General features: G+C 70.8%; 21 protein-coding genes. 8 read left to right on the top strand and 13 right to left on the bottom strand.

The genetic code is table 11. From position 1 onward, the window contains the following. Positions 1-22 precede the first annotated feature (22 nt). Complete coding sequence (locus tag JOF36_RS37905) at positions 23-1,165, bottom strand: C40 family peptidase (protein WP_210037031.1); 1,143 nt, start codon at positions 1,163-1,165, stop codon at positions 23-25. 185 nt (positions 1,166-1,350) lie between these two features. Between JOF36_RS37905 and JOF36_RS37900 the strand changes: the two genes are divergently transcribed. The 3 genes from JOF36_RS37900 to JOF36_RS37890 all read left to right on the top strand — a co-directional run bounded on the left by JOF36_RS37900 (position 1,351) and on the right by JOF36_RS37890 (position 2,874). Next, positions 1,351-1,707: a hypothetical protein gene (locus JOF36_RS37900; RefSeq protein WP_210037030.1), complete on the top strand. Its 357-nt coding sequence runs from the start codon at positions 1,351-1,353 to the stop codon at positions 1,705-1,707. A 72-nt stretch (positions 1,708-1,779) separates the two neighbouring features. Then, entirely contained in the window at positions 1,780-2,196 is a 417-nt protein-coding gene (locus JOF36_RS37895) for a VOC family protein (protein WP_210037029.1), read from the top strand. A gap of 15 nt (positions 2,197-2,211) precedes the next feature. Further along, positions 2,212-2,874, top strand: coding sequence for a class I SAM-dependent methyltransferase (locus JOF36_RS37890; RefSeq protein ID WP_210037028.1), 663 nt, complete (start codon positions 2,212-2,214; stop codon positions 2,872-2,874). Positions 2,875-3,089: 215 nt separating this feature from the next. Here JOF36_RS37890 and JOF36_RS37885 read toward each other — a convergent pair whose 3' ends face one another. From JOF36_RS37885 to JOF36_RS37835, 11 genes are all read right to left on the bottom strand, one after another. Further along, positions 3,090-4,706: a putative type IV secretion/conjugal transfer ATPase gene (locus JOF36_RS37885; protein ID WP_245353260.1), complete on the bottom strand. Its 1,617-nt coding sequence runs from the start codon at positions 4,704-4,706 to the stop codon at positions 3,090-3,092. Continuing rightward, on the bottom strand, positions 4,703-6,235 hold the full coding sequence (locus tag JOF36_RS37880; protein WP_210037027.1) for an SCO6880 family protein: 1,533 nt from the start codon (positions 6,233-6,235) through the stop codon (positions 4,703-4,705). The genes JOF36_RS37885 and JOF36_RS37880 overlap by 4 nt, the downstream gene beginning before the upstream one ends. Beyond that, positions 6,235-7,929 carry an ICP22 family protein gene (locus tag JOF36_RS37875; RefSeq protein WP_210037026.1) on the bottom strand — a complete coding sequence of 565 codons (1,695 nt, stop codon included), beginning with the start codon at positions 7,927-7,929 and terminating at the stop codon, positions 6,235-6,237. Before JOF36_RS37875 ends, JOF36_RS37880 begins: the two co-directional genes overlap by 1 nt. Beyond that, on the bottom strand, positions 7,926-8,765 hold the full coding sequence (locus JOF36_RS37870) for a hypothetical protein (RefSeq protein ID WP_210037025.1): 840 nt from the start codon (positions 8,763-8,765) through the stop codon (positions 7,926-7,928). Before JOF36_RS37870 ends, JOF36_RS37875 begins: the two co-directional genes overlap by 4 nt. Beyond that, positions 8,765-9,076 (bottom strand): hypothetical protein, encoded by a 312-nt coding sequence (locus tag JOF36_RS37865; RefSeq protein ID WP_210037024.1) that lies wholly within the window; start codon positions 9,074-9,076, stop codon positions 8,765-8,767. The genes JOF36_RS37870 and JOF36_RS37865 overlap by 1 nt, the downstream gene beginning before the upstream one ends. Positions 9,077-9,118: 42 nt before the next feature. Beyond that, entirely contained in the window at positions 9,119-10,141 is a 1,023-nt protein-coding gene (locus JOF36_RS37860) for a hypothetical protein (protein WP_210037023.1), read from the bottom strand. 40 nt (positions 10,142-10,181) lie between these two features. Beyond that, positions 10,182-11,090, bottom strand: a complete 909-nt coding sequence (locus JOF36_RS37855; RefSeq protein ID WP_210037022.1) for a trypsin-like serine peptidase — start codon at positions 11,088-11,090, stop codon at positions 10,182-10,184. Positions 11,091-11,107: 17 nt separating this feature from the next. Beyond that, complete coding sequence (locus JOF36_RS40610; protein WP_281072852.1) at positions 11,108-13,666, bottom strand: transglycosylase family protein; 2,559 nt, start codon at positions 13,664-13,666, stop codon at positions 11,108-11,110. Positions 13,667-13,731: 65 nt separating this feature from the next. After that, a complete protein-coding gene (locus JOF36_RS37845; RefSeq protein ID WP_210037021.1) occupies positions 13,732-14,898 on the bottom strand; it encodes a glycoside hydrolase family 16 protein in 1,167 nt (388 codons plus the stop codon). Continuing rightward, positions 14,898-15,938 (bottom strand): MinD/ParA family ATP-binding protein, encoded by a 1,041-nt coding sequence (locus JOF36_RS37840; protein WP_307862828.1) that lies wholly within the window; start codon positions 15,936-15,938, stop codon positions 14,898-14,900. Before JOF36_RS37840 ends, JOF36_RS37845 begins: the two co-directional genes overlap by 1 nt. Positions 15,939-16,268: 330 nt before the next feature. Next, entirely contained in the window at positions 16,269-16,868 is a 600-nt protein-coding gene (locus JOF36_RS37835; protein WP_210037020.1) for a hypothetical protein, read from the bottom strand. Positions 16,869-17,643: 775 nt separating this feature from the next. Between JOF36_RS37835 and JOF36_RS37830 the strand changes: the two genes are divergently transcribed. After that, a complete protein-coding gene (locus tag JOF36_RS37830; RefSeq protein WP_210037019.1) occupies positions 17,644-18,084 on the top strand; it encodes a hypothetical protein in 441 nt (146 codons plus the stop codon). Here the strand turns inward: JOF36_RS37830 and JOF36_RS37825 are convergent. Beyond that, entirely contained in the window at positions 18,081-18,392 is a 312-nt protein-coding gene (locus JOF36_RS37825; RefSeq protein ID WP_210037018.1) for a hypothetical protein, read from the bottom strand. The genes JOF36_RS37830 and JOF36_RS37825 overlap by 4 nt on opposite strands. 407 nt (positions 18,393-18,799) lie before the next feature. Here JOF36_RS37825 and JOF36_RS37820 point away from each other — a divergent pair, with 407 nt between their 5' ends. From JOF36_RS37820 to JOF36_RS37805, 4 genes are all read left to right on the top strand, one after another. After that, positions 18,800-19,366, top strand: coding sequence for a hypothetical protein (locus JOF36_RS37820; protein WP_210037017.1), 567 nt, complete (start codon positions 18,800-18,802; stop codon positions 19,364-19,366). A 192-nt stretch (positions 19,367-19,558) separates the two neighbouring features. After that, complete coding sequence (locus tag JOF36_RS37815) at positions 19,559-20,023, top strand: ImmA/IrrE family metallo-endopeptidase (RefSeq protein ID WP_210037016.1); 465 nt, start codon at positions 19,559-19,561, stop codon at positions 20,021-20,023. Further along, complete coding sequence (locus JOF36_RS37810) at positions 20,020-21,186, top strand: DUF6545 domain-containing protein (protein WP_210037015.1); 1,167 nt, start codon at positions 20,020-20,022, stop codon at positions 21,184-21,186. The genes JOF36_RS37815 and JOF36_RS37810 overlap by 4 nt, the downstream gene beginning before the upstream one ends. Before the next feature lie 3 nt (positions 21,187-21,189). After that, positions 21,190-22,182 (top strand): MsnO8 family LLM class oxidoreductase, encoded by a 993-nt coding sequence (locus JOF36_RS37805; protein ID WP_210037014.1) that lies wholly within the window; start codon positions 21,190-21,192, stop codon positions 22,180-22,182. The last annotated feature ends 184 nt before the right edge of the window (positions 22,183-22,366 follow it).

Genomic DNA, 22,366 nt, shown 5'->3' with positions numbered 1-22,366 from the left:
TGCGGGTGGACGCGGCAGCCGGTCACGAGGCGGACTGCGCGAGCGCGGCATCCGGTGCGGGCTGACCAGGAGGCCCGGCAATATGACGGATGTGGGTGATCTCGTCGGCCCAGGCCGAGAGGGGCTGGAGGATGACGCCGGTGGAGGAGTCGTAGGCGTTGACGACCATGCCGTGCCCGACATACATGCCGACGTGGCGCGGGTTGCCCGGCGAGCCAAGCGAGCCCGGAATGAACACCAGATCCCCCGGCGCGATGGTCGCGGTGCTGGCCGGGCTGCCGGCGCTTTTCTGGCTGACCGTTCCGGCGGGGATCGGCACGCCGGCCGCGGACCACGCGGCGAGCATCAGTCCGGAGCAGTCGAACCCGTCGGGACCTCTTCCGCCCCAGACGTAGGGTTTGCCGAGCTGGGCGAGCGCGTAGGTGACCGCGGCGCGCTGTGCCGGGTCCGTGGGCGGGGTGAATCCGGGTGGGACCTGGCCGGGGTCGATGTCCGACGGTGCCAGCGGTACGCCGGCGCCGCCCTGGTCGGGGCAGGCGAACACCGATGAGGCCAGCTGCACGTTCGGCCCGCCCGGTACGGCGGGGGCGGGGATGGGGTTGTCCGGGCCGACCCAGAACCGGTCGACCAGCGCCGCGGCCGGGCCTTCCTGGGGGGCGTAGCGGTCCGGGAACGCGGAGCGCTGCACGGCCTGGGCCGCGGTCCCCGGCGCCATGGTGGCCCAGCCGGGCAGCGCGACGAGCCGGTCGAGGAAGGTGTCGGTGGCCGCGCCGGGGTTGAGCACCTGCGCGGGTGTACCCCAGCCCTGCGAGGGCCGCTGTTGAAAGAGCCCGAGCGAGTCGCGGTCGCCGTGGCCGACGTTGACCAGCCGGGATTCGACGATCACCGTGGAGATCGCGATCACCGCGGCCCGCTTGGGTAGGCCGCGTTCGACGACCCGGCTCACGATCGTCGCGGCGTTGTCGGTCTGCTCGGCGTTCCAGTCCTGGCCGCCGATCGACTGCGAGCCGCCGCCGATACCGCCGTCGCCGCCACAACCTCCGCCGGGCAGCGCCCCGGACACGACCGCGGTCAGCATCGCCATCCCGATCGTCACCGTCGCGGCCACGAACATCACCACCGCGGCCGCCGCGGCGAGCGCGACCGTGCCTTTGGGCTGGTTCACCTCGAGCTCACCGCCGCGCGGCCGTGCCGTTCACCCGTGCCGGTTCCGGCTCGCCGGGGCCCGTTGACGCCGTGCCGGCGGTGGGTGAGGGTGTGTTCGGCACGGCGACCAACGGGGTGGCGGTTACGCCAGTTCCGGCAGCCCCAACAGCGCCAGTTGTTCACCCGATCCCACTCGCGGGCCCCGTGCGAGTACGGCTTCGTGCCTACCTGGACGAGCGAGCACGACGGTGGCCTCAGACCCGCAACCCACACCTGCTGGTCAACCGCCGCACCGCGCCTCGCACCGCGCCGGTCGACGCGCGCCACCCATGGCACAAGCTCACCGTCGACTCCCGCTCGCTGCGCGAGGACCGCATCCTGCACGAGGTCTTCGCGACCGGCGGCGACGTCCGGCGCGTCTGCGAGCTGTTCGGACTCAGCGTCAGCGCAGCCATGCGGTACATCGGCGAACATGTCGAGCCGGGCGCGACCGGGAACGGCGGGGCTCAAGGCGACGATAGCTCCGGCCGCTCCACGACCTCTGATCCTGAGGACCGGTGAGGAGCAGCATGACTGGGTGCCAGGAGTTCGGGCGGTGGCGGTCGTGCGGCTTCGGAAGCCATCCTCTCGAAGGTGTTCGTGCAGCTTGTGACAGTCGTAGTCGAGGATTACGACCCAGCCATCGAGTTCTTCCGAGACATCTTGGGCTTCGAGCTCGTCGAGGACTCTCCTGCTACTACCAACGACGGCCGCCCCAAGCGATGGGTCGTCGTCCGGCCAACGGATGGCCAGACCGGCTTGCTGCTCGCTCGTGCAGACGGGCCCGAGCAGTCCGCGGCCGTCGGGCACCAGGTCGCCGGCCGAGTCGGCTTCTTTCTCGAGGTCGACGATGTGGACCAGGAGTACCTGCGGCTGCGTGCTCAGAACGTCGAGTTCGTCGTGGAGCCCCGTACCGCACCGCATGGTCGATATGCCGTGTTCCGCGACATCGCCGGCAACCGGTGGGATCTGATCACCCCGGCCGTGGTTAGAGTCCGCGGCTCGTCGTGAACCTGGGGGTGGGACATGAGCAGCGCACATACGGAAACCGGCACCACCGACTGGAATGCCGAGACCCGAACGTCGTACGACACGGTCGCGGACAGCTACGCCGACCAAGTACGACACGCGCTTGCAGAACAGCCGTACTTGCGCAGCGCACTGGCGTTGTTCGCGGACAGCGTGCGGCGGAGCGGCGGACCAGTCGCGGACATGGGGTGCGGGCCCGGCCACATCACGGCCCACCTGAACGAGCTCGGCGTCGACGCCTTCGGCGTGGACCTGTCCCCTCGAATGATCGAGGTCGCTCGCCGTGACCATCCTGGCCTGCACTTCGAGGTGGGCTCTCTCGCCGCCCCAGAGCTGCCCGATGCGTCGATGGGAGGGCTCATCGCGTGGCAGTCGCTGATCCACATGCCCGACGAGGACGTCCCGGTAGCGCTCGAGCACTTCCGCCGGGTGCTTCGCACCGGCGGACCGGCGCAGCTCCTGTTCCACGCCGGCAATGACTCCTGGGTGAAGACGCAGGGCTACGGCGGCCACCCGATGAACGTGCCCGTCTACCGCCGCCAACCCCACCTCGTCGCCAGATGGCTGCGCGAATCCGGGTTCGAGGTCGAAGCGCACATGGTCCTGAACCCGGACAGCGAGTTCCCGCAGGCGCTCCTGTTCGCCCGTCGAGCGGCATGAGCCCACGCCGGTCCCAGCCGGCAGCTTCAGACGTCGGCAGCGGTCCGCCGTCCGCCGCTCCGCGGGGTCGTCCAGTAGCTGCTGGTCGACTCTCGGGGCGGGGTCAAGCGCGGTAACCGACGTTGTCGGAAGCTCAAGAAGCGCCGGAGCTTCGCGTCGAGCCCCTGGCCGCGGCCACCATGGGGTTCGTGAACCCAAGGGTCGAGGTAGCCGGGTCATACGGCCCGCAACCGTCGGTTCGAGCCGTCAGACCCTTCAGGATTGCTGAACTCCAGAACTTTTTCTCGCAGGCCGGCGTTGGTGTCGAAGATCGACCGTTCGGTGGCCGAGAGCACGGTCTGGATCTTCATGCCCGGCGAGTTCTCCAGCTTCCACAGCGCCCGGCCCTGACCTTCCATCGCCCACCCGGTCAGCACGGCCTGCTCGCGGTCGGACAGGCCGAGTTCGGTGGCGAGCTCGTCACCGACGCGGGTGGACTGGCCCAGCAGAATCCGCGTGCTGCACAGCGCGAGCAGGTCCTTGGCGATCGAGACCTCCTGGGAGCCGACCGCGCCGACCGACAGAAGGTCAGAAGGCTTGTGCATGACCAGCAGCTGAATCTTGCGTTCGGCCCGCGACAGCCGCAGGTCGGAGTCGACGGCCTGGACCGCGCGTAGCCCGAGCCGCATCTGGCGCCACACCTCGTCCCGCACGACCAGGCGGACGTCGCCGTCGTCCTGCAGGTCGGTGATCATCGACGACCACGAGCCGAGGCAGGTCAGCGCCACCGCGATCGCCTGATCGCTCCTGCTGCAAAGCAGCGACAGGTCCATCGACTGCACCGGTGCGTGCCAGTCGAGGTCGAAATTGGTGGGCTCATCGAACAAGCCACTCAGCGCGCCGACGACCAAGTTCGACAGGGCGTCGGTGATCTGACGGGTGTGGTCGACGAACTGGCGATACGAGGCGAAGCGGGTCTGCTGCCACAGGTCGTCGTCGGGGTCGGCGAGCTGGGCCACGACCTGCGGAATGGTGATCGGGCGCAGCTCATCGGCGCCGTGCTCGGCGCCGACCAGTCGGTTGAGCACGGTGGAGAGGACCAGCTCATCAGTCACGGTCGGGGCGTAGCCCTGGGCTTCGGCCAGCGCGGTCAGCAGTCGTGTCCAGCGGGCCAGGATCCCGGTGAGCTCCTCGCGCTGGCGCGCGGTCGACCAGATGTGCCAGTGGGCGCGGATCGGGCCGAGATCCAGAGCGTTGAGCCGGTGCGGGCTACCCCGCCCGAGCGCGATCGGGGTGATATCCAGCGCGCGCAGCAGCGGGGTGTACTCACCCTTCACATCACCACTGATGAGGGTGCGGACCCCGAACAGGGACAGCCGCAGGATCGTGGCCAGCACCGTGGACGACTTCCCGCGCCCGGGTTCACCGAAGATGGCCAGGTTCGGGTTGGTGACCATCTTGCGCAGCACCCACTCGGTGGGATGGACATAGAACGCGCCCCCGGACTGGGTGTCATAGCCCAACCGGGCCCCGATCGCCGGGACGCCGTTGGAGGCCAGCAGCGGGAACAGCCCGCCGACCTCCGCGGTCGTGGCCCGGTAGACCGGGGTCCGGCGGGATGCCTCGACCGGGGCCCAGCCGCGGCCGGGTTCGCGGTGGCCCTGGCGGGCGGCGGTGGACCGGTTGACCCGCTCGCGGCGGCCACGACGACGCCCGCCACCGTCGTCGGGGCCGTCGTTCGTGCTGTCCGGGGCTGGTGTGGACACCGGGATGCCGTCGAGGTCGGTGAACTGACTCAGCAGCTCACCGGGCCCACGCGGATCGGGACGACGCCGCTTCCCGAAGGGCCTCATGAGTCGAACGCCCTGGTCAGCCGCGGCAGCCCGATCCCGACCGGGAGAGCGGCAGCGACGAACGCCGAATCCTGGGCCAGCTCGAGGCGCAGCAGCCGGAACCGGCCCGAGGAGTCGTTCTCCAGCCGGGCGGCGTGGTCCTCGACGTTCCAGTCCGCGGGCACCGTGAGCGCGGAGGCAACGGTGAACCGGACCAGGGCATGCCCGGCGGCGACCGCGGCCTCCTGGTCGCGGGCCCCGGACTGGCGGCGGGTGTCGATCGCGGTGGTGTTGAACCCGCGCTGGGCTTTGGCGTCGATCAGCACGTTGTTGCGGAACCGGTTGGAGCGCACCTCCCGGGCCGCGGCGGCCTGGGACAGGATCTCGTAGTGGATCTGCAGACTCCGGCGTTCCCCGGCAGTGCGCACGGCCAGCAGCGGCCCCAGCGACCCGAAGATCGTCCCGGACTCGGGAGGCTGCACCGCATAGCTGACGCTGGAGAATCCGTCGTGGTGATACGCCCGCGCCGCCGGCGTCGGCGCCAGAGCCGGGCCGGCTTGGGAGATCGGCAATCCGACGGTGCCGTCGGCGTCGGGGTGGGCCAGGTGCTGGTGCTTGAGTGAGGCCGCGGTGGCCGGGTTGAACCCGGTCTTGATGGCCTCGGCGACCCCGGTCGAGGTCAGCCAGGTCACCGACTGCACGTCGAGCGCCTTGAGCCCGTCCGCGATTCCTTCGAGGAGCCGGTAGAGGGCATAGGCGCGCCCGGCGACGCCGCCGCCGGCGGCCTTGGCCGGGCGGCGCAGTGATTCCTCGGTGCCGGACACGGTCACGAACAACTCCGTGCGCACGCTGACCGAGGCGACGTCGCGGTCGATCTCGGCAGTCACCTGATGCGCCAGTGGCGGGGCGTCGGGGCGCTGGTGGCGTTCGCGCCACACCGCGTACTCGGTGCCGTCGTCGGGCACGGTGCGCACCAGCAGCGAGATCCGGTCGATGACCTCGCGGTGCCCGAGCCCGACCAGCATCGAGCCCAGGCGGGCGGCCAGGCGCTCGCACTCGTCGTCGGCCAGCATCCCGACCCCGGAATGGGTCAGTTTCGCGGTGGCGCCCCAGCGCCCTTCGGCGGTGTCGTGGAGCAGGCAGATCCGCGAGCCGTGGAACTCCGGGCCGTCGGGGAACTGCATGCGCGAGAGCACGCCGGGCAGGTCCGGTTCGGTGCGGGGCCCGGCCAACCCGGCGGCGGCGCGGGATTGCCACGGGGACCAGCGCATCAGCACTCCTGTCTGGAACACGACCAGGTCGGCCAGCCACCGAAACGCGGGCCGGCCGTGGATCGGGACGAGAATCAGAAAGGCCAGCAGCGCGGCGAACGCGCCCCACCCGAGGGTCTGAGACCACTGGTTGCGCGACATCGCCAGGATCGCCGGGGCGCAGGCGGCGATGATCAGGAACGCCTGGGCCGGGGTCATCCCGGCGATCCAGCCCATCCCCTCCTTGTCGTTGAGTCCCCAATACACGCGCGGGCCCCGCGCGGCGGATTCGACGCTCATCAAGACTCCTCTCCTGTGTGGTCAGGGCGGGTCGGTGGTCCGGGATCCGGTGGTGGCTGGGCGTTGGGGCCCGGTGCTGCCGTGGGTGGGTCGGCCCCGTCCGGCCCGGCTGCGACCGGTGGGGCCTGTTCAGGGCGGCGCGGTTCCTGCCCGTCCGCCCCGGGTGTGGTGGGGCCGCTGTCGGGAGGCCCGGCCTCCGGCGGGCCGGAGTCGACCGGGGGCGCATCGGGCCCGTCACCGGCAGGGGGCGAGTCGCTCTCACCCGAGCCGCTCTCGGTGGAGCGGCCCCAGTTCTGGACCGTCCCCGCCGCTGCTCCGGCCGAGGAGCTGATCTGCCCGGCACTGGCCCCGGCGGCCGGGGCCGGGCCGGGGTTACCGACCCCGATCTGGGCCATCTGCTCGGAGGCGAACCCCCCGGCGGCCTGCCCAGCGGCCTTCGTCGCGAGATAGCCACCGACCACCGCGGCCGCGGCCACACCACCAGCCGCGCCCAGCGCGCCCGCACCGGCACCGGCACCGGCACCGGCACCGGCGCTGGTGCCGCCGCCGGCTGCACTGCTGCTCGCCCCGGCACCCCCGGCCGTGGCCGGGCTGGCGGTGGTCCCGCCCAGCTCGCCACCACCTCCGGTGGCCGAGCTGTTCTGGCCGCCACTGCCCATCCGGTAGGCCTGCTCGCTCTGGCGGGCGATGTTCATGGCCTCGCTGGTGCCGCTGTCGCTGCCCGGCTCGCTGGATCCGCGCGATCCACCACCGGAGCGGATCGCCATCCCCGCGCCGGTGCCCGGGTCGACGAAGGCCAGTAGCCGGTAGAGCGCCATAGGGCAGAACAGCGCCACCAACAGCACGGCGGTGCCGGCCAGGAGTCCGGCGACGCCTTCGGAGCGGGCCATGATGTTGACCCCAATGACCAGGACCAGCGCGAGCGCCGGTTTCAGCACGATCGCGGCGATGATCCAGCGGGTCGCTTTCCAGAACCAGGAGGCGGTGCTGTCGGCGACCAGGCCGGCCGCGCAGATCGGGATCGTGGCGACCAGGACGAGGATCGCCGCCTGCCGGAAGATCATCTGCAGGGCGAAGCCGATCCCCGCGGGGATGATGCCGAACACCGCGGCCAGGCCGAGCAGCATCGACCGCACGCCTTCCTCGACGTCGCCGAGCTCGGGGTTCTCCCCGACCCGGGCGGCGACGTCGGGGTTGTCGAGCACGGTGGCGAAGTTCGCCGCGTCCAAGCCCTGGTTGAGGACCATGGTGGTCAGTTCGTCGGCGGCGGTGAGCAGGGTGGCCACCGTGCCGGTGGTGACCGCGATCGCGATGCCGAACTGGGCGGGGCCGGTGAAGGCCCGGAACATGCCGCGGCCGCCGCGCAGCGCGACCGCGGTGAGCTGGTAGAAGAACAGCCCCAGCGCGATCATCGCCGAGAGCCACAGCAGCGACGGCCACAACGCGCCGGCGCCTTCGCCGCCCATCACCGAGTTCGCATCGACTCCGGAGATGTCATCGGCCAGGGTGAACCCGCCGCGCAGCACCCAGACCCCGGCGTCCCAGACCTTCTGCATGGCGGCGTCGAACGCCGACGCGGCCATCGAGCCGATCGTGTCGCCGAACAGACCGCCGCCACCGCCGCCGCCGCCACCGGGTGGGGTGGGCTGTGCCGGCCACGCTGCCGCGGCCCTGGTCACCAGGCGGCCGGTCATCGGGTGATGTCCCGGTAGCCGACCGAGACCGCCTCGTCACTGCCCGGCCAGAGAGAGGGGCCGGCCCAGGCTGTCGGGCCGGACGCGACACGCCACTGGTCACCGACCCGGCGCATCGGCAGGCAGTTGCCCCATCCGGCGTTGGCGACCCGGCCCTTGTAGTCGGCGACCATCTCGCCGAGCACGCAGCCCACGACATACGAGCCGTCGTCGGTGCTGCCTTTGACCAGCGCCGAGGTCGGTGACCAGGACAAGCTCATCCCGGCCCGGGGCCCGGTCGGGGCCATGTTCGCCGAGCGGCGCATCGCGACCAGCTCGTTGTTGATCGGTGTCGCCTCCGGCGGTGCGGCGCCCGGTTCAGCCATCGCGGTGTAGGCCTGGGCCCACACCTGTGGGTCCGCCCCGGCCATCCCGGCTTTGGTCAGCTCCGCCAATTGCGCCAGCGCCCCCTCCGGGGTGTCCGGGAAGCCGGTCGGTACCGGGACCCCGGACACCTGCGTGGGCTGCGGCAGCGTGATCGGTGGGCCCGCGCTGCGCGTGGACAGCGTGTGCGGCATCGACGCCTGCGCCGGCACCGGCGGCATCGGGGCCCGAGCCAGCGCCGCTTCGGCCTCGGAGCCCGACCCCGAGGTGGGCGGCGCAGTCGCGGCCGCGCCGGGGTCGCCGACAGGCCCGGGTTCGTCGGCGGTAAACAGCCCGATCAGCGAGATGACGCCCCAGACGATCGCCGCGAGCACCAGCACGGCAACCCCGCCGAGGATCGCCAGCGCCCGGGTCCGGCCACCGGACGAGGGCGCGTCACGCGGCGCCAGCGGCGAGCCCGCAGCCCCACCCATCAGGCCGCTCCGCCCGCGAACTGGGAGACCAGGGTGTAGCCGAGCCCGAACAGCAGCGCCAGCGCCAGGCTGCCCACGATCAGCCGGGCGCCCAGGCGCCCGGAACCGTGGTGATCCCACAACCGGCCCGCGGTCGCGGCGACGATGCCGCCGAAGAACAACCCGAGCACCGAGATACCGGCGATCCACCGCAGGTAGCCGACCACCCGCTGGATCGCCTCCGACCCGGGCGGGGCCTCCGCGCCCGGGTTCGGGATGTCCTGGGCAGGCCAGGACTGCTGCAGCTCAAGCAGCAGGTGGGACAGGGACATGACGACCTCCGCGCGAAGCGAGAACCTGGAGTTGGGATGGGGTCAGCGGCGGCGGGGAGACGCGATGAGCCCCCACGCCGCCAGCAGCGGGCGCAGCGCGTCGACCACCCGCGCCGGGCTGGGCTCGTCGGTCACTCCGGCCAAACCCCAGCCGCCGTGGTGGGGCACGAACAGGGCCTCGTCGAGCAGCTCGGCGACCCGGGGCCCGGCCGCGCCGGCCACCCCGGCAGGCCATTTACGGACGCCGTTGACCACGAGCTGGAACACCGGAGTGGCCACACCGCGCTCCACCCACGGGTCCAGGCGGGCCAGCAGCTGCTCGGCCTGCCGCAGTGCTGGGCGCGTCGCGCGCACCACCAGGATCGGGCGCTGCGCGGGCAGGCCACGGCGCAGCCACCCCCCGGCCCCGTACAGCGGGGACGCTCCGGCTCGCCAGCCGCCGTGGCCGAGGTCGACCACGGTGGCGTGCAACGGATCCGGTGGCGGGTTCGGGAGCCAGTCCGGTGGGGCCGGGACCATCCCCGGGGTGATCGTCGGCAGCTGTGACTCCAGCCGGGCGACCAGCGCGTCGTCGCGCCAGCTGTAGCGCACCGAGACCCGGTCGTCGACCGGCTTGGTCCACGGCCCTTCCGCAGTGAACGCACACGCCAGCCCGGAACGGGACGGATCATCGGCATCGACCAGCAGCACACAGCGTTCGTCCTGCTGCAGCGCATCGGTGATCGCGGCGGCGATCGACGAGGCCCCGGCGCCGGACGAGCCGGCCAGTACCGGCATCAGCGCCCCGAACGGCGACCACTGCACCGGGCGGGTCTCGGGGAACAGCAGGCGGGCGCGCTGTTGGACGTTCTCGGTGGCCGCTCCGAGCTGGGCCGCCACCTCGCCCGGGTCCCGATCACCGGGGTGATCAGCGGCAGCGGCCGCGCTGGTGACATCGACGATCGCCTCGTTGTCGGCCAGGCCCAGATGAGGGGCGCGCTCGCGTGCCGCCGTGCCGAGGGCGTGGTTGAGCTCGTACGGCGTGCGCGGGGCCGCAGGCCGATCGTGCTGGGGTGCCGCGGTCATCGGCAGCCACCTCCTCGTCGTGGCGGGTGCGTCCGGTCGGTCATGGCGCGCTCGATTCCGGTGCGGTCAGTAGCGAGGCCGAGTCGGCGGCGTCATAGATCTGCCGGGCGGCGGGCCCGAACACCGGCGAGACCAGGGCGGTGTCATCGCCGCCGGAGACCACCCCGACGATTTGCCCGCGCCCGGCGGCTGCGTCCGGGCCGGTCAACCACGGGCCGCCGGAGGCGCCCTCGGTCATGTCGCAGTCCAGGGCCAGCACCTGGCCTGCGGGTTGGTCGGGGTCGCGGGCGAAGTCCTCGACCGCGGCGTCGCCGACACAACCGCGCAAGCTCTGGCCGTCGTAGCTCCCCAGCGCGGGATAGCCGAGCGCGGCCACCTCGAGCTGCTCGCCGGTCGAGAAGCGGATCCCCTGGGCGCCCAGGACCTGCTCGGGCAGCCGCCCGTCACACGGGAGCAGGGACACGAACGCGAAATCGGTGTCCGCGGCGACGTCGGTGATGGGGGAGTTGGCCTGTTGCCAGGCCGGGGGCAGATACGCGGTGTCGACCGCCCACCGCCCATACGGTTGTTCGCCCGATGCCCAGCCGGGGATGAACATCGCCCCGTCGACCCGCCACGCGCCGTCGAGCCACACACAGTGCGCCGCGGTGGCCAGCAGCCGCCGCGACCGGGACGCGACCACCGCCGCCGAGCACTGATGGCGCCCGCCATCGACGACCAACACCCCGACCGAGGAGGCCGACAACCCGCCCACGATCGGGCCGGCCTGCCCGCGCACCGGTGGCCCGTCGTCGTGCGGTGGCGTCGGGTCGGCCGCGCCCCACGTCGCGGCCGACCCGAGCCCCACCACCCCCGCCCCGGGCGGGGAGTCGGAGACCAGCAGCACGCACGCCAACGCCGCGGCCACCACCGCGGCCACCGGCACCGTGCCCACCCTGCGGATCGTCATCAGTGAATGCCCAGGCCCTATCGGATGCCGAGCTTCTCGGAACAGGCGGGCCAAGCTCCCCAGCCCTGCTCGGCTTGGACCTTCTCGGCGACGGCGATCTGCCCTTCCTTGCTCGCCTCAGCCGCCGAACCCTCCCCACCGAAGGCCTTCCAGGTCGACGGGCTGAACTGCAGACCACCCTCGTAGCCGTTGCCGGTGTCGGTGCTCCAGTTGCCACCGCTCTCGCACTGCGCGAGCTTGTCCCAAGTGGCTGTGTCGGTCCCGCCGGTCGCACCGCCCGCGGCCGCGGGGGTCGCCTGGGTGCCCTCGGGGTCGCGTGGCTGCTCACCCTCGCCGCCCTGAGCCGGCTCCGGGTTGGCCTGCTCGTCCGGGGCGGCTGGGCCGCCCGAGGAGGTGTCCTCGGGCGGGGCCCCGGAACCGCCCTGCTCACTGCCCGGCGGCTCCTCCTCGCCACCGGGGTCACCGCCCTCGCTGGGGCCGTCGTCGGTCGGTTCGCTGTCGCGGCTGATGTCGGAGTCGCTACCGGCGCTGGTGCCCTCGTCGGAGCCGCCCCCCTCATCGGGCGTGCGCGACTCCTCCGAGGCTGAGTCCGGACCGGCGGCCGAGTCACGGTCGGAGGACGTGTTGTCCTCGGTCCCGCCGGCGTCGGACCCGCTGTCATCGGGCCCGGTGCTATCGGAGCTGGAGCTGGAGCTGGTGTCGTCGGCGTCGAGGTCGATCGCGTCGAGCTTCTCGGAGAGCTGCTCGGCCACGGGGTCGACGTTGGCGGCCTCCTTGACCTGCTCGGCGAGCTTCTCGGCACCGGACTCCCAGCCCTCACCCGAGCCACCCGCCCCGGAGCCCGAGTCACGGTCAAAGGACGTGCTGGTGTCGGCCTGGCCCGACCCGGACCCCGACGCCCCGGGTTCGGGCGAGTCGTCCGCGTCGGAGGTATCGCTGGCATCGGAGTCCCGGCTGATCGAGTCCGAGCCGGATGAACCCGATCCCGAGCCGGGCGAGCTGCTGTCGGAACTGCCCGGGCTCGCTGAGCTGGGGTCGGACCGGTCCGCGTCCGCCGAGCTGGACTCGGCGGGGCTCGAGGAACTGTCCGCCGAGTCCGCGGGCCCCGTGTCGCCGGCCCCGGCGTCGCCGAGGTTGAGGTCGTCGAGTTTGTCCAGGTCGGCCGGGTCGACGCCGAGCTTTTCAAGCTGGTCACGGTCCATCACCTGCAGCACCGAGTCCCGCACGCTGCCCGCTTCGGTGTCCTGGCTGGCGCCCAGGGTCTGCATGAGCTCGCCGATCAGGTCGATCGCGGCACGGGCCTTTTCGATGTCCTGCGACGACGAGCCGGTGTCGCTCGCCGAGTCCGCCGAGTCCGCCGAGTTCGACGAGCTGGAATCGCGGCTCGGGCCGCCGCCGGAGCTGCCCGGTTCCGCGGCCGATCCGCCGCCACCGGTGGTGTCGGTGTCGCGATCACTACCTGGATCCGAGCCCCCCGAGCCGGGCCCCTCAGAGCCGGCGCCGGCCTCGTCCTCACCGGACGTGGCGTCGTCTGCGGACGCGTCGCTGTCGGGATCCCGCGACCCACCCGGCCCGCCACCGCCGCCGGGCTCGTCACCGGGGCCGGAGTCCTCGTCCTCACCGGAGGAGGCGGCGCTGCTCTCGGACTCCCGGTCCGACGACGAGGACTCGCCACCGGGCCCGGAGGAACCCTCGCCGGAGCTGGAGGTGTCCTCCCGGCCGCCCGGCTCGTTGTCGGTCGGTGGTTCGCTGCTGGTGGGCTGCGAGTCGTCCTCGTCCTCGGGCGGTTCTTGCGCGGGCGCCGCCGGGGCGGGGGCCGGTGCTGCGGGGGCTGCGGCCGGGGCCGGCGCGTGCACGGCCGGGGCGGTGGTGGCCTCGGCCTGGTCCATGCAGGTTTGCGGCAGCGGCGGCTCGGGGCGGCGGTCGGGGTTCGCCGCGGCCGGGCCGCCGCCGGAGCCGGAGCTGCTCACCGCCGCCGGGGGCGGTGTGGCTGCGTTCTGGGCGGCCTCGCCCGCGGACTCCACCGCGCCGACCGCGCTGTCCGCGGCACCACCGAGGGACTGGCCGATCCCTTCCAGAGGCCCACCATCGGTGTCGGGGGGTGGGGGTTGTTTGGGCAGCAGATCGGCCGGGGTCGGCCCGTAGCCGGCCTTGGCCAGCCGGACCGCGACCTCGCGCAGCTGCGGATCACTGGTGCCGTTGAGCTGGTCGGAGACGTCCACGGCCTTCTGCCGCCACCCCGGCTCGTGGGTGGCCGGGGTGAACCCCAAGCCTGCGATGTCGCGGGCCAGGCCCTGCGCGCGCGGGTCGGTGCTCACCGCCAGATCGGTCAACAGGGCGCGGGTCTGGGAGCGAGTCTCGCGGGCGGCGTCGAGCTGGCGCATCGCCTTGCCGGTGTTGCACGACTCGGCGGTCAAGCCCAGCTCGGCCGGGAGCGGGCTGATCGAGAAGGCGGTCAGCCCGAGCATGGCACCGGCGGTGAGCATCGCGACGGTGGAGCGGCGCAGCGCCGGTGCGTGGGAGGGGCGGGAGACATGAGTGGCCCAGGACGGGCGCCGTGTTCGTTTACGGGGCATAGCAGGACTCCGACGTGATCGGGGATGCTCACTGGAACCGGGGTCAGGCGCGGCGCGCCGGGGCATCAGCGGACTGCGGCCATACGCCCGCCCTTGCTGTTCTCTTCCTCGGTCAGCGAGGTACTGGAATCGGCATCGGTGGATCCGGCGCTGCCGTCGGAATCGGTCGACGAACCCTCGCCCTCACCGAGTGACCACTGCTTGACCCAGTCGTAGTGGACCTCGCCTCCGCCCCCGCCGCCGCCGTTGTCGGGGAACCAGTCCAACTGCAGACACAGGTGCATCGGCCCCGGCGGCAGGATCGAGGTATCGGTGGTCTTCCACCACTCCTCCCCGTCGAGGAAGGCGGTGATCCCGTCCGGGGTCCACTCGACGGCGTAGTTGTGCCACTCGGTGGCATCGACCTCGACCTCGCCGTGCACCTGGGAGTTGTCCTCGCCGTAGTGCAGGAACAACTCGACCTTCTGCCGACTCGAATCCATGATCTCGGCGAAGTCAACTTCGCCGCCGACCGGGAAGTTCTCCGCGGTCGGCCACAGCAGCGCCAGCGCGTTGTAGGCCTCATCGCCCTGCGGGGCCTTCATCCGCACCTCCCACCGGCCGTACTGCTGGGAGTCGCCCCAGGCCATCCCACCGGTGGTGCCATCCGCGGTGCCGTTGATGGTGAGGACGCCGTCCGCCACCGACGCTGCATCCGGGGAACGCACGCCGTTTCCGGCGTGACCCGGGCCGTCGTAGAGGTTCCAGCCCTCGAGCTCGGCGGACTCGAAGTCGTCGATGACATCGGGTTCGCCCCAGCCGAACGCCTCGGCCGCGGTCGCCCCCTGCTCCCCAGAACCCGAGCCCGAACCGCCATCCGAACCCGAACCGGAATCGCCGCCCGAGCCCGAACCGGAATCGCCGCCCGAGCCCGAACCGGACCCGCCGCCCGAGCCCGAACCGGACCCGCTACCGGAACCGGAGTCGTCGTCGCCGGATCCACCGGAGGTATCGGTGCAGGACTCCGGCACGAAGTCCGGTTCGTCGGCCCCGACCTCGAGCAGGGCGTCGCGCAGCTCTTGCGCGCGCTCAGAGTTGTCCCCGTCGAGCTCGGCGAGTACGTGGGTGGCGGTGATCCGCCACCCACACTCGACGTCCTGGTCGGCCGGCGCGGCCGGCGACAACGCGGATGCGGCCAGCGACGCCGACAGCGACAGCGCGGTCCCGAACCGCGCCCAGAGCGGGGAGGGCATTACCAGGCCACGCCGGGACGGCGTTCCCCTGCAGGGCGCCCGAGCGAGGTCGGGCAGCCGTAGAAGCCCTCGGCCACGGTGGCGGCGATCTCCAGTGCCGCGTCGCGCGTCGCGGGTTTGAGCGCCTCCACGTCGATCTGGCCCCCGGCATGCAGGTGCGGGTCAGCGGGCAGGGTCAGCACTGCGCGGCAGCGGGACTGGAAGTGTTCGAGGATCGGGCGTTCGTCGATGAACGAGCTGCTGCGGTCCTGCGACAGCACCACGACCGCGTTCTCCGCCAGGCGGCGCCAGCGCCGCCCGGCCAGCCAGTTCAACGTCTTGGCCGCCCGCGAGGCCGCGTCCTGGGTCAACGACCCCACGATCACCAGCGAGTCGCAGCGGGTGAGCCCGCCCTGCATCGCCGAGTGCGTGATCCCGGTGCCCGAATCGGTCACCAGCACCTGCGCGAACCGACTCAGTACGTCCAGGACGGCTTCGTAGTCGTGCTGGGAGAACGCCTCGGACTCCTCGGGTTCCTGCTCGGAGGTCACCACCTGCAGCCGGTCGACCAGGTGCACATAGCGCGACAGGTCCGAGAACGACCGGACCTGATCGAGGTTGTTGAGCAGTTTGCGCACCGTGAGCTGGGCGGCTTCCTTCTCCCCGACCAGGCGGTCGCCGAGCGTTCCGGCGTCGGGGTTGGCATCCACGGCCACCACCCGCTCGCCACGGCCCTCGGCCAGGAACGACCCCAACAACGCCGACACCGTGGTCTTGCCCACCCCGCCCTTCAACGAGCTGACGACCACCGAATGCGGGCCGTCCATCGGAGTGCGGATCTTGCGCTGCTGCTCGATCAACCGCTGCTCCGCGGGCGATAACCCGGGGTTGAACCGCCCACCGGTGAGGTTGTAGAAGGCGGCTCGCCAGCCCTGTCGTGGCGCGCTGGCCCGGGATCGGACCGCGTTGATGAACGGCTCCGGGGCCCCGACGGTGACAGCGTCGCCCAGGTCGGGGAGATCCGGGGCCTCCACCCGCGCATCGCGCGGCTTGATCGGCACCGACGGCGACGCAGTGGTCTCGGGCGCGGCGGGGCGCGGTCCAGCCCGCTCAGTTCGCTCGTCCGGCGAACCGCTACCAGACGCCGCGGCGGGGGCGGGAGCCGGCGGGGCCGCAGCCGTGTTCCTCGGCTGAGACGGCTCAGATGCTGCGGAGGAGGACGAGGTGACTGCGTCCGCTGGCTCCTCACTGCGCCCCGCACCGCTACCGGATGAGGGCGGGGCGGGGGTGGACATCCACGCGAGGCTGGCGGAGTCCGGTGTCCACGGTGTGTGGTTGTTGGTCTCCGGTCGGGTGTGGTTCGTCGATGTCATGAGCAGCTACCTCGCGTGTCAGGCGGACGGGTCGGGGACCAGGTGGGGATCGACAACCAGGCGGCCGTCGTCGGCGGAACGGGTGATCGGCACGGTCATCCGCACCCAGCTCGAACCCCCGGCGATCCAGTTCGGATCCGAGGGTGCGGGCGCGCTCGACGGGCCGAGCACCCCCGGCGGCTCGACCGGCTCCGGCCCGGTATCGGATGGGTCAGACGATGGGCAGGCGCGCGCATACGGCGTGACACGCACGATCACCTCGACGAACACCACGACATCCGAGCGCCGGTAGATCCGGTTCGGCTGTGGCGCGTCGGCGCGCTGCCTGCCCTCGCCCGACCACCCCCAGGTGCACGCCTGGGGGTCGGCGAGCAGAGGCCGCAACACCTCTGCACGACGGGAAGGCCGGTCCTGGTCGAAGGACTGGAAATCCGCGGCGAACCGTGCCGCGAACGCGGCCGCCTCCAGGTCCGAGATCGGCTCCAACGACCGGACCGTCCGGGTGAAGGTCTCCTCGACCGCCCCGTACCGGGTCACCGCCGTGCGGGGCGGCTCGGTCCGGGGTGCGTCGCCGCGCGGTCGACGACCGTCGACCTGCGGCTGCCCTGGCAGCTCCACATGCAGCGGAACCTGCGGTGCAGCCAGCTCAGGCTCCCCATCGTGCGCGTGTGACACCGGCGATGGTGAGCTCAGGTCCGCAGCCGGGTTGTCGGCTCGTTCGGCGGACGACAGCTCCGACAGTGCGGCGACCGACGGGCCGCGGGCGGGTGATCCGCCGACTGGACCGATGTCGGTGTGGGTGTACAGCGGCTGCTCGCCGCGGGCGTGGTCCGACGCGTCGCCGACCTCAAGGCCGTTCGGGTCCGGCACTGGCGCCGAGTCCCGCGCCGTCTGCGGCCGGCGGGGCGACGGTCGGCGGCGCGCCGGAGCGAGCACACGCTGCGCGGTCTCGGGCTGTTCCGGTGCAGTAGGCCCCTCCGCATACGTGGGGCCCGTGCCGAGACCAGGCGCTGTGCGCCACTGCGGACCCGACCGGGTCTTCGCCTTGGGCATCGCTACCGCCCCATCCCTCGGCCGAGCGTGTGCGCGGCCCCTTCCCATCGCTCCGGCACGGCGCACACCCCTTCCAGTAGTAGACCTAGCATCATGGGTCTACTCCTAGTAGTAATCAGCACGGGTAACTATCCTGAGATGCTTACGTGGTGTCAATGGCGCCCTGACCTGGCTCTTTGTGACGTTTCGTTGGCCCTGGCGGTCAGCTGGATGGGAGATCGGCTGCGTGAACCCCGACCTCAGCTCTCTCCACGTGATCGTTGGGGCTACCGTCGCCCCGTCCCGGCAGCGCGACGTTCCTCGAACGGTTCGCCGTGGCAACCGAAGAAGGAGGGGCACGGTGACGGGAGAGCGGTCCGGGGACGTACCCGAGGCACTCAAAGATCGGATCAACCGGCTCGTTGCGACGATCCACCCCGCTGACCGAGGCCCCTACACCGACGAGGAGATCGTCAACGGCATCCGAGAGGCCGGCGGTCCGTCGATGTCGGTGGCCTACTTCAACCACCTGCGGCGCGGACGCCGCACCAACCCGACGATGGCCACCATCGAAGGCATCGTGCGCTTCTTCCGCGTTCCGGTCGGGAATCTGTTCGCCGACGAGTACGCCGAGACCACCGAGGAGGACCGGCGCATCCTCACGCTCGTGCGGCAGGCCGAGCTGGAGACTCTCCTCGAGATGGCCAGCGAGCTCCCCGAAGAGACCCGTGCCTCGCTCGCCCGGATCATCGAAGACCTCCATCGTCTGCACGCCAAGCACCGGCGCCCACCCCGCCGCTAATCCCGATTTGCGTTCAGACGTGACTCCACAGCCAGATGGAGAGCCAGAGCCGAGCGGGTCAATCGCGCCAGCTCGGTCAGGTAAACCCCGAGAGCACTGCTGATCTCCGCCCCTGCCGGGCCAGCAAGTTCGCCGGCGGCGTTGCGGCGCAGAGCAGACATCGCCCCCACCGCGCTCCGGGCCACCGCAGCCAGATCATCGTCGAGCGCCACGAACAAGGCGTCGGGCGGGTCCGCCGCCAACGTCGATACCTGCTCGCCGGTCTGTGTCAGCTCGCTGTGGTGCCGAGCCTGCTCGTCATTGCGCATCCGCTGCCCCTCCGGGGGGTCGGCTGCGCATACGCGTCCGATCGAGGGGGCCTCTCCCGCGTTCGGAGCCGTCTGCGATCCGGCTGCTCTCGACACTGAAGCGGGAGGTGAATCGGCCCGCGCGCCGCCCGACTCGGTCATCGGCGGCCGTCCCAGGCGAACGCCGCTACTCGGCGGCGCCAGCTAGCAACTCTGCGACCACGGAGGGTAGAGCGCCAGGACGTACTGACTGCTGGGTATGACCAAGCTCCCGGCACGGCCACCGTCCCCTCTCATCTGAGTCAAGTCGACCTCTCCACGTCTGCCGAAGCAGCGCTCGCACTGTGTATCACAACCCCGCCGCTACAGCGAAGACTCTGAGATCTAGTAGATGTGAGTTCTTCGCTGTGGCAGAGTGCTGGATGCACATGCAGACGCAAGCGGCGGAGGCCAGCGACATGGATGAGGGCGAGGTGGGACGGATGGCATCGCCGCCGCCGACACTGAGCGGTCGTATTGAGCGCCTCTTCGAGGTGTCTCGACCGCCGCACGCACCTGCCCGCATGTGGCGGAACAGTGAGGTGGTCGCCGCCTGTCGCGCCGCTGGCCTCGATCTGTCCGAGTCTCATCTGAGCGAGCTGCGGCGAGGCATCAAGAGCAACCCAACACGGAAGACGCTCGATGCGCTGGCGTGGTTCTTCGAGGTCCGAGTGGGCTGGTTCCTCGATGATGAGCTCGCCATGGAGATCGAGCAGCATCTGATCGAGCGAGCGGAACGGCTGGAACGGCTGATCGCAGAGGCGAAAGAAGCTCAGGAGCAGGAGCGCGAGGCCGCACTAGAGCTGCAGCGGGCCCTGCGGTACTCCGGTGTCACCAGGGTGGCGCACCGCGGAGCAGGGGGGAACGCGCGAGAACGCGCCAACATGATGCGCGCCCTCGCGCGCGCCTTACTCGACGACGACGAGGACGATCCGGGGTCTGCTGGGCAGCAGTAGGTCGCCGTGGGCCAGCACCGCGATCACCCGAACGAGCTGAGGCAGCCGACCGCGACCATCTTCATGGCATGTCGATGGGATGATCACGCTCCCGGGCAGCGATGGCACGAGGTTGGGAACCAGGAGTTGAGAGCTCGCCGGACCATGCCAGAAATCCGTCGGATCTGCGCAGAGCTACTCGATGACGCCGGCGTGACGCCACCCTTCACTGCTTGGCAGCTGTGCGCTCAGATCGCCGTCCGGCGAGGCCGGCCAATCAGGATCACGGCCACCGACCTCGGTGGCGTCACCGCGATCGGGCATCTGGTCACACTGCCGACTCAGGACCGCATCCTTCACGACTCACGGGCCCCACGGCCGCTGCAGGAAGCCGTCATCTATCACGAGCTCGCGCATCTTGCCCTCGGCCATCTCGAGCCCGGCGCCATGCCCCTCACCTGCGGCGCTCTATTGGGTGAAGACGAAGACCCGAGCGAAGGTGCCCCGGGCAACGACGACGACATGGAATGGGAGGCCGAGGCCGCCGCGACGGAGCTAGGACGTCTCGGTGCCACTCGTCAAAAGCCAGACGAGTACCAGCTGAGCGCCACGTGGAGCGCCGAGCAGGGGATCGCTGCGACGTTTGGGCTTGTCCAGCGACGGTGGAGGCAGACATGAAGTTCTGGCTCGAGGCGGCCACGACGATCGTCATGGTGGCTCTCGCGATCTGGCAATGGTGCCAGCTCTACCGGCACCCTAAGGACCTCGCCCTCCGTCCGTTGGCTTTGGGCGTGACAGCGATCGCTCTGCTCCTCACGCTCGGGATTGACGCGCCACCATTCACCTACATCCACACCTTCTCCAACGAGATCACCAACGGTACCTGGGCATTTCTGTTCTTCTGCTACTCGGTGTTCTTCCTCCTGGCGCGGCTGTCCGACACCTCGCTCGACCCCGCCCCCGTGTGGCGCCGTATTCGCATCGAGTTCGCAATCTATCTATTCTTTGTGGCTGTCAGCTATATCGCGCTGCGCGGTGGGGTGGATTCATCGTGGTGGGCGAGTCGGTCGATCGAACGCTACGCATCGTTTCGCAACTGGGCCTACTACCTCACCAACGCCGGATTCGTGCTGATCCTCTGGGGAGTCGGTACGGTGCGAGCCATTCGGTACCTCAAACTGCTCACTCACCGTTGGGCGCGCGTGACGGTCGTCGGTGTCGTCATCGCAACGGGCCTCATGGCTTGGGGAGTCGACGGCATCTCGCTCGCTCGCCAGGCGTGGTACCTGTTCAATGCGGGCGAGCGGTGGTCGGGCTTCACTACGCTCTACAACATCGGCCGGCTGGGCGGGCAGGCGCTCCTCGCTATCGCCCTGTCCGTCGCGCCACTCCTCGCGCTCGCGACCACGATCCGCGAGAGGGCCCAGGGCCGACAGAAGCGGGACCTCGCTCGCAAGATCCGGCCCCTCTGGCGAACGCTGTCCGCCGAGTTCCCGCACGTAGCTCTGCCGGCCGCGTCGACTATCTCCGCGCCTGGACCCCAGCTCGACCGCATGATGATCGAGGTTTCAGACGGCCTCGCCTACCTCGCGCCCTGGGCCACCTCGTCGTCCACCGAGGACGACACGTCCGTTCCGGACGAGGTAGCCGCTGCACTGACCAACAAGCATTCCTCGGGTCAGGCTCGCCAGGCCGCAGCACATTCCGATCACGCGATCGAGGTTCTTCCGCAGTGGGAGCCCGAGTTTCGAAACTGGCGTGAACGAGCGGACTGGATGGCCGCCCTGACGAGAGAACTGGACAAGCGGGGCTCGCTGCCCAAGAGCACAAGCGAAGTCTGACTGATGAAGGAGCTCACCCCGCAGAGTCTGGTCATCCACGACACAGCCCCGATCGTCGACGGCGCCTCGGTCCGCGACACATTATCGCGGTCCATCGATCTGGCGCGGCTGGCCGACGAAATCGGATACGGTCGCTACTGGACCGCAGAAACGCACGGAATGCGCGCCGTTGCCAGCTGTTCACCCGAAGTCATCTGCGCGGCGGCAGCCGGAACTACCCAGCGGGTCCGAATCGGCGCAGCCGGGGTACTCCTGCCTAATCACTCGCCGTTGCTGGTCTCGGAGCGTTTCGGAACGCTGGAAGCTATCTACCCCGACCGGATCGATCTCGCCGTCGGGCGCTCCTTGGGGGGCCCGCGCACCGCGGCCGATGCCATCAGAAACGACCGAGACAACTCGGTGCCAGGTGCCGCTCGCCAGATCGACGCGCTCACCGGGTACTTCCGCAACGAGTATCATGACGGAGTTCGGTCCGTGACCGGCTACGGCTACGAACCACAACTCTGGATTCTTGGCACCAGCACGAGCAGCGCAGCGCTCGCCGCAGAGCGAGGACTGCCCTACGCGTTCGGAGGCCACCTCAACTACAACGACCTCGACGACGGGATCGCGGCCTATCACAACGCGGCCGGGCACACCCCGGGACGAAAGTATCTCGCTGTCTCGGTCAGCGTTATCGCTGCGGATACTCGCGCCGAGGCCGAGCACCTCGCCGAATCCCACCGGATGAAGGTAATGCAACGCCGAGTGCACCAACGCCGTATCTACCTGCCCTCGCCCGACGTCGCGGCTCGCGCGCGACCGACGGACCCCGCGCTACTCCGCGAGTACGAGGGGGCCACCACCGGCTTTGTCATCGGCGCCGGGAGCGAGGTTCGCCAAGCCCTTATCTCGCTGCAGGAGCGCACCGAGGCTGACGAGCTGATCGTGTCGACACCGGTGTTCGAGCACGAGGCTCGGATGCGCTCCTACCGATTGGTCGCGGGCTGTAGCTGAGACCCTCAGGTGAGCGGGGCCGGTCACCGCCCTCGGTTGCGTCCAGGGACGTGGCGTACGGCGTAGTTGCTGCTCAACGGCGTGGCGGGTACCGGTTGATCGGTCGCGAGCCGTCGGCGTACCGCGTCGTAGATCACCAAGATTCGGTTCAGCAACCCGTGCTGGCGCATCAGCTCCTCAGTGG

The organism is Pseudonocardia parietis, assembly GCF_017876315.1.
GTDB lineage: Bacteria > Actinomycetota > Actinomycetes > Mycobacteriales > Pseudonocardiaceae > Pseudonocardia > Pseudonocardia parietis.
The sequence above is the reverse complement of the archived record's forward strand: the minus strand, read 5'-3'. Positions and strand labels throughout refer to the sequence as shown.